The sequence below is a fragment of the Streptomyces sp. NPDC045967 genome (genome assembly GCF_056430495.1).
On the sequence record NZ_JBWKLE010000002.1, the window covers coordinates 423,048 to 430,916 of the forward strand.

Sequence of the window (7,869 nt, forward strand, 5' to 3'; positions counted from 1 at the left end):
TTAGGCTTTTCGAATCGACAATTGACAATGATCCGGCAGGGGACGTTTGTTGATGACTTATGACGATCCAAGGACTGTGACGTTCCTCTTCGAGGAATGCGCCAGACGGTTTTCGGGGCGGGTGGCTCTGGAATTCGACGGCGGGTCTTTGAGCTACGGTGAGTTGAATCGCCGGGCGAACCGGCTGGCCCATCATCTGAGGGACAGCGGCGGGGTCGGCCGCGATGACCGGGTGGCGATCGTGGTCCGGCATCCCCGGGACGTGGTCATCGCGATGCTGGCGGTGTTGAAGGCGGGTGGCGCGTACGTGCCGCTGGATCCGGACAATCCGCCGGGGGTGACGCAGCGGATCGTCGAGGATGTGGCGCCGAAGGCCGTGGTCATCGAGTCGTCCGCGGCCGCGGGGGCGATGTACTTCGACGGTGAGCTGTTCGTGATGGACGTCATGGCGGCCGCGTTGACGACCCCTGACACGGATCCGGTGGCGGTCTCGGGGCCGTCGGATCTGGCGTATGTGATCTACACGTCCGGTTCGACGGGCCGCCCCAAGGGTGTGGCGGTGGAGCACCGGGCGATCGTCAACACGCTGGTGTGGCGGAACACGTACTACGGTTTCGGCCCCGGTGATGTGACGCTGGCGATCCCGCGGCCGTCCTTCGACAGTGCCGTCGCGGACACGTTCTGCGCGCTGACGTCGGGTGCGTGCCTGCTCCTGCCCCGCCGGGACCGCATCACCGACCGGCATTACCTGACCGGGCTGATGGAACGCGGGAACGTGTCCCATTTCCTGATCACGCCGATGTTGTACAAGCGGCTGCTGGAGGGGATGGACGGTGAGCGGCTGGAGTCGCTGCGGTCCGTCACCGTCGCCGGTGAGGGGTTCGGCCCCGCACTGGTGTGGGAGCACTGCCTGCGCCTGCCGGGGGTGGGTCTGTTCAACGAGTACGGGCCGTCGGAGAACGCGGTCTGCTCCACGGTGCACCCCCTGGCGGCTGTTGAGGAGCGGGTCCTGATCGGGAAGCCGATCGCGAACACGCAGGCTTTCGTGGTCGACGAGGACGGCTCACCGGTGGGTCCGGGTGGAGTGGGGGAGCTGTATGTCGCGGGTGCGGGTCTGGCCCGCGGCTACCTGGGCGATCCCGCTTTGACCGCGGAGCGGTTCGTGACGATGCCGGACGGCAGGCGCGTCTACCGCACGGGTGACATCGTCCGGCTGCATGCGGGGGGTGATCTGGAGTTCGTCGAGCGACGCGACAACCAGGTCAAGATCCGCGGCCGGCGCGTGGAGCTGGGATCCGTGGCGCAGGTCCTGTCCCAGGACCCGGCCGTCGGTCACGCCCACGTCCTGCAGTACACCACCGACACCGACAACCCCCTCCTGATCGCGTTCGTCCAGGGTGTGACGGCCGCGGACGTGGACCGGTTGCGGCTGCTGGCCGAGGAGAACCTGCCCGCCTACATGGTCCCTTCGGTGATCGTCGCGGTGGAGTCGGTGCCGTTGACGGGCAACGGCAAGGTCGACGACAGGGCCCTGACGGCCTTGTACGAGGGGTCGTCGGGGCGCGGGGCGGGCGGTGCGCGGCCCGCGAGTGAGGCGGAGGCGGTCCTGCTGGAGATCTGGCGGGAGTTGTTCGCGCCGCTGCCGATCGGTTTGGACGACGACTTCCTCGACCTGGGCGGGGATTCGCTGAGCGTGATGGACCTGTTGGCGCGGGTCGAGCAGCGGATCGGGGTGCAGTTGGAGGTTTCCGACCCCTATACCGACCGCACCATCCGGAGTTTGGCGCTGGTTATCGAGGACCGACAGAACGACAAGGTGGGAGCACAGTGAGCAGGCGCATGGATGGCGAGTCGATGTTCGCGGACGTCGATTACGACGTGGTCATCGCGGGCGGTGGTCTGGCGGGACTGACGCTGGCCAAGCAGCTGAAGGACGCCCGGCCGGGGCTGTCGGTGCTGGTCTGCGAACGGGAGCGGTCCCCGATCCCGTTGTCGGCGTTCAAGGTGGGCGAGTCCTCGGTGGAGGTGGGCGCCTACTACTTCCACCACGTCATCGGCCTCTACGACTACCTGGAGGAGCAGCACCTGGAGAAGCTGGGCCTGCGCTACTTCTACGGCGGCGGGCAGGGCCTGCAGGACGAACCGGAGTTCGGAGTCAACCGGTTCCTTCCGGCCAAGTCCTACCAGCTCAACCGCGGTTCCCTCGAAGAACACCTGCGTGACGTCGTGACGGCGACGGGCGCGACCCTGACCCAGGGCGTGAAGGTCCTCGACATCGACCTCGGTGAGCTGGACGCACCGCACCAGGTCACCTACCAGAGCATCGACGAAGAGGGAGCGCAGCCCACGACGGTGTCGTGCCGCTGGGTGGTCGATGCCACCGGCCGGCACCGCTTGCTGCAGCGGAAGCTGGATCTGACCAAGCGCTATCCCAAGCCGCACAACTCGGTGTGGTTCCGCCTCGAGGGCCGCCTGGACACCGACCAGGCGGTGGACCCGCAGCACACGGTGTGGCACGAGCGGGCCACCGAGCCGCGCTGGCACTCCACCAACCACTTCATGTTCGAAGGCGGCTGGATCTGGGCGATCCCGCTGGCCCCGGACCACACCAGTGTCGGGATCGTCGTCTCCGACGAACTCCACCCGGTCACCAAGTTCAACCGGATCGAGAAGGCCATCGACTTCATCGTCGACCGGGTTCCCGGCTTCGACCCGGCCATCCGCGAACTGCCCGTACTGGACTTCCGGGTCCTGAAGAACTACAGCCACTCCTCCCAGCAGGTCTTCTCCGAGAACCGGTGGGCGTGCGTGGGGGACGCGGCCGTGTTCGCCGACCCGTACTACTCGGTGGGTTCGAACCTGATCGGCTACGCCAACAGCTTCGTCACCGAAATGATCAGCCGCGACACCAGCGACTCCTTCGACGCGGGCTTCGTCCGCTACGCCAACCGCTGGTTCCTCTCCCTCGCCGAGGGGCTGACCATGAACATCCAGGGCTCCTACGCCTTCCACGACAACGCGGTGATCATGTCGTTGAAGACGCTCTGGGACTACTACGTCGGCTGGTCCTTCTCCGACCCCCAGTTCTACGGCAAGACCTTCCTCGACGAGTCCGCCAGCACCACCCTCAGCGCCCTGGGCGCGCACGCGGTCGCCACCCAGGGCACCATCATGAACCTCTTCCAGGCATGGGCCCGCTCCTACCGCGGGGTGTTCGCCTTCGACTACATCGACTACTACGACGATGTACCCACCCTCGCCCGCCTCTTCGAGCAGAACCTCCCCGGCGACGGCATACCCGCCTTCGGCACGGTCCTGGCCAGCGTCCGCGACGGCCTGGAACGCATCGAGGAACTCGCCCACGTCATCTTCTACCTCGCCCTCGAAGACGCCCTGCCCGACCACCTCGACGCCATCCGCGCCAAGGGATGGCTGAACGTCTCCGCGCTCAGCCTGGACCCCGAACGCTGGGAACAGGACGGCCTCTTCAGCCCCAAGAGCCGCCCCCGCCTCGACGAAGTCCAGACCCTGGAGAAGGAACTGCGCGCCCTCTACCGCACCACCCCCACACCCGCCTGAGCGCACCACACCGCCCGCTCTCCCGGACCGGCACCCGGGTGGGCGGGCGGGAGCGGGACCCGGTCGCGGGGACTTTCTTTTCCCCTCTCGAGTCTCGATCCAGCGGCGCTCGAGCGGCATTGCGGGCCGTTCGGCGCTGTCGTAGCGTCACATGCGTTCCATGCCTCCGGCGTCGGAGACGGCAGCGGTGGGTGACGCGCATGTCACGCCGCCGCAGCGGCGCCCGAAGAGCATCCCATCTCCCGCCCCTTGTTCAGCAGCCGGTGCAGCCCGACTCGCGTGCGCCGGCCGGAAACACCTCCCGAAGGGCTCATCGCGTTGCGTCACTCATCGACATCGGCTGATTCGATCTACCCGAGGCCGCTGGAGGCCTACGGATGGTCCCCCGAACTCGACGCCCAGTTCGCTTCCGTCGCCGACGCCTCGTGGGTGCCCGGCCGGGTCGTCCGGGTGGACCGGGGGCGCTGCGACGTCGTCGTCGCCGACGGCGACACCGAGGTGACCGTCGTCCACGCGGACACCGGTCCGGTCGCGGACCCCGACCCCATGAAGATGCCCTGCACCGGCGACTGGGTGGCGGTCCAGGCCGGCGCGGCCGGTACGTACGTCCAGGCACTGCTGCCGCGCCGCACGGCGATGGTCCGCTCCAGCGCCTCGCAGCGCTCCGAGGGGCAAGTGCTCGCCGCGAACATCGACACGATCGGTGTCGTCGTGGCCCTGGACACGGAGCCCGACCTCGGCCGGATCGAGCGGTTCCTCGCCCTGGCGTGGGAGAGCGGCGCGCAGCCGGTCATGATCCTCACCAAGTCCGACCTCGCCGAGGACGCGGACGGCGTCCGCGAGACGGTCGAGCAGGCCTCGCCCGGAGTGGACGTCCTGGTCGTCAGCGCCACCACCGACGACGGCATGGACATCCTCGCCGCGGTGCTGACCGGGACCAGCGTCCTGGTCGGCCAGTCGGGTGCGGGCAAGTCCACCATTGCCAACGTGCTGATGGGCCGCTCCGTGATGGAGACCCGGCAGACCCGCGGCGACGGCAAGGGCCGCCACACCACGACGACCCGCGAACTGATGCCCCTGCCGGGCGGCGGCGTGCTGATCGACACGCCCGGTATCCGCGGCGTGGGCCTGTACGACGCCGCCGACGGCCTCCAGCAGACCTTCTCGGAGATCGAGCAGCTCGCCGAGGACTGCCGGTTCCGGGACTGCGAGCACGTCGCGGAGCCCGGCTGCGCGGTACAAGAGGCCATCGAGGACGGCATGCTCCAGCAGCGCCGTCTCGACAGCTACCACAAGCTGCTCCGTGAGAACCAGTGGATCGCCTCGCGGAGCGATGCCCGCCTGCGCCAGGAGCGCCTGAAGGCTTTGAAGACGCAGGGCAAGGAAGGCATGGCCAACATGATCGCGAAGCGCGGCTGACGCGAGGCGACGGCAAGGCCGGAGCACCGGGCGCCCCGTCGCGGGCCGTCCGGTGCTCCGGCCCGGAACGTGCACGGGCGCCCCGTGGTGTCAGCGGTGACCCGAGCCGGAGAACGGCCACGGCCCGGCCGGTGCGCGGTCCGTTCGCGTCCCGCCTCGGTGACGGGTGGGCCCGCACGTGCCCGGTGCGGGGTTCGAAGACATGGCTGCCCACCCGCCGCGCAGAACGCCGTTCGGCCGACGGGCAGTTGTCTCATTCGTCCTCGAACAAGGAAATGTGTCCATGACGTCCGACCCTGTTGTGCCCGCCACCACGATCCGCCCTCGACGCACGGGTCCCGCGCGGCCGGCGCGGGCTATGGCCAGACTCGCGCTGACCGCGGCCGCCGCGGACGGCTTGGCCACGGTCTCCGGCGGGCGCCCCCTCGAGGAACTGGTCGCCCTCACCGCGGCGACGGCCGTGGTGGTCGGTGCGGCGGAGCACACCGACGAACCGGTGGTGGTGGTGTCCGGTCCGGCCGGCCCGGTGCTGGCCGGCGTCGGCCTTGCCGCCTGCCCCGTCGTCGGCGATCTGGTGCGCGCCGCCGACGCGTCACTGCGGTCGGCGCCCGTGGTGGCCGACGAGGAGGCGGCGCTCGCCGGTGCGGTGCTGGTCCGCTCGGTCCGGGTCGGCGCCGCTGCCGGCGACCGCGCGTCCCGGCCGGACGTCATCGCGCTGACGCTCACCGAGGCCGGTGCGGACGGTGTACGCGAACTCGTGGCCGAGGCCGGACCGGAGCGCGCCGAGACCTGGTTCCTGGACGTCCTGCTGCGGTCGGTGTCCGGTGTCCTGGCCGGGTTCGCCGATCCGCGCGGTCCCGCCGCCGCGTTGCCCGCGGCCGCGCCGGACGACACGGCGACGGCCCTCGCGCTCGGCCGACGCGGCTTCGAACCGAGCGCCGTCCGCACGACGCTGACCGCGCCGATGGAGGAGGCGGTACGCGCGCACCCCGACCGGACGGCGGTCGTCGCCGGCTCCGACACCCTCACCTACCGGGCGTTCTGGCAGGCCGCGCAGGCCGTGGCGGCGCGGCTGCGGACGGAGGGAATCGGTCAGGGCCACCGGGTGGGGGTGCTCACCGGCAAGACGGTCCACGCCGTCCCGGCGATCGTCGGCACCCTGCTCGCGGGGGCCGCCTACGTACCACTCGACCCCAGGTCGCCGGCCGCGAGGCTGGCCGAGATCCTCGACGACGCCGAGTGCGGGGCCGTCCTCGCCGACCGCGACCTGCTCTGCGGGCTGCCCGCGGGCCTCGGCACCCCGGTCATCGACATCCGGGCCGCCGTCACCGGCCTCGCCGACGGGCCCGAGACCGGTCCGCCCGGGCCGGGCCCGGAGGACCTCGCGTACGTGGTGTACACCTCGGGGTCGACCGGCAGGCCCAAGGGCGTGGAGGTCCGGCACCGTGCCATCGCGAGCTACGTGCGCTGGAAGGTGCGCCACCACGGCTTCGACCCCGACACCCGGCTGCTGCAGCTGCCGTCGCTGGCCTTCGACAGCTCGGTCGCCGACCTGTTCCCGGTGCTGGCCTCCGGCGGCCGACTGGTCCTCGCGGACACCCACCAGCTGCTGCCGCGCCAACTGGCCGAGCTGGCCGAGCGGCACGGCATCACCCACCTCACGACCGTCCCGAGCCTCTACCGGGTGCTGCTGACCGAACTCCCGCGCGCGGTGCGGTCGTTGCGCGCCATCACGGTCGCCGGTGAGGCCACGACACCCGATCTGGTGCACCGCCACCACGAGCTGCTGCCCGGTGTCCGGCTGATCAACGAGTACGGGCCGACGGAGAGCTCGGTGGGAGCCACCGCCTTCGACCACGGCACGGCCGCCGGACCCGGCACCCCGATCGGGTGGCCCATCGCCAACACCGTCGCCACCGTGACCGGTGCCGGCGGGCGGGCCCTGCCCGTCGGATTCGTCGGCGAGCTCAGGCTGGCGGGGCACGGCCTCGCGGACGGATACCGCAACCGGCCCGAGCTGACGGCGGCCGCGTTCGTGGCCGACGCCCAGGCGCCCGGGGGACGCAGCTACCGCACGGGGGACCTCGTGTGGTGGCGTCCGGACGGAATGCTGGAGTTCACCGGGCGGGCCGACGACCAGGTGAAGATACGGGGCCACCGGGTGGAGCCCGGTGAAGTGGAGAGCGTGCTGGCAGCGTTGCCGGGGGTCCGGCAGACGGCGGTGGCCGTGGTGAGCGGCCCCGACGGGGCCCCGGCGCTGGCGGCATGGCTGGAAGCCGCCGGCGCCACGGTGGAGGAGATCAGGACGCGGGCCGCTGCCGCGCTGCCGCCCGCGATGGTGCCGACCTCCCTCACGCTGGTCGACGAGCTGCCCCGCATGGTGAGCGGCAAGATCGACCGCGGTGCCCTGGTGCGTCGGGCCGAGGCCGCAGCCGCCGCGGCGCAGCCGGCCTCCGCGACGCCGACGCCGACGCCGGCGGCGGGCGACGGGCTGGAGGCGAAGGTCGGCGCCATCTTCGAGGAGGTCCTCGCCTCCGGACCGATCGGTCCCGACGGGGACTTCTTCGAGGAGGGCGGCCACAGCCTGCTCGCGATCTCCGTGATCGACGCCGTGGAGAAGGAGCTGGGCGTGAGCATCGAACTGGGTGACTTCTTCGACACCCCCACCGTCCGCGAGGTCTCCGCGCTGATCCGCGAGGCCAGGCCGGACCTGGCGGCGTAGCCACGCATCGAAAACGCTGAGACGGCCGTGGGGGGGGGGGGGGGGGGGACGGGGGGGGGGGGGGGGGGGGGGGGTTTTTTTTTTGGCTCACGTGGGGGGAGAAGGGGGGAAGAATGAGGGAGGGGTTGTGGGGAGATTGTGTTTTGGTT

4 protein-coding genes are annotated in these 7,869 nt (G+C 70.7%); all 4 read left to right on the forward strand.

Annotated elements, in window-relative coordinates; all coding sequences use genetic code 11:
• Positions 1 to 52 precede the first annotated feature (52 nt).
• On the forward strand, positions 53 to 1,831 hold the full coding sequence (locus tag AC07FY_RS05600) for an amino acid adenylation domain-containing protein (protein ID WP_479000815.1): 1,779 nt from the start codon (positions 53 to 55) through the stop codon (positions 1,829 to 1,831).
• Positions 1,828 to 3,579, forward strand: coding sequence for an NAD(P)/FAD-dependent oxidoreductase (locus AC07FY_RS05605; protein ID WP_479000818.1), 1,752 nt, complete (start codon positions 1,828 to 1,830; stop codon positions 3,577 to 3,579). The genes AC07FY_RS05600 and AC07FY_RS05605 overlap by 4 nt, the downstream gene beginning before the upstream one ends.
• A gap of 318 nt (positions 3,580 to 3,897) precedes the next feature.
• On the forward strand, positions 3,898 to 4,998 hold the full coding sequence (gene rsgA / locus AC07FY_RS05610) for a ribosome small subunit-dependent GTPase A (protein WP_479000821.1): 1,101 nt from the start codon (positions 3,898 to 3,900) through the stop codon (positions 4,996 to 4,998).
• 358 nt (positions 4,999 to 5,356) lie between these two features.
• Positions 5,357 to 7,720 (forward strand): non-ribosomal peptide synthetase, encoded by a 2,364-nt coding sequence (locus AC07FY_RS05615; protein ID WP_479000824.1) that lies wholly within the window; start codon positions 5,357 to 5,359, stop codon positions 7,718 to 7,720.
• Positions 7,721 to 7,869: the final 149 nt, after the last annotated feature.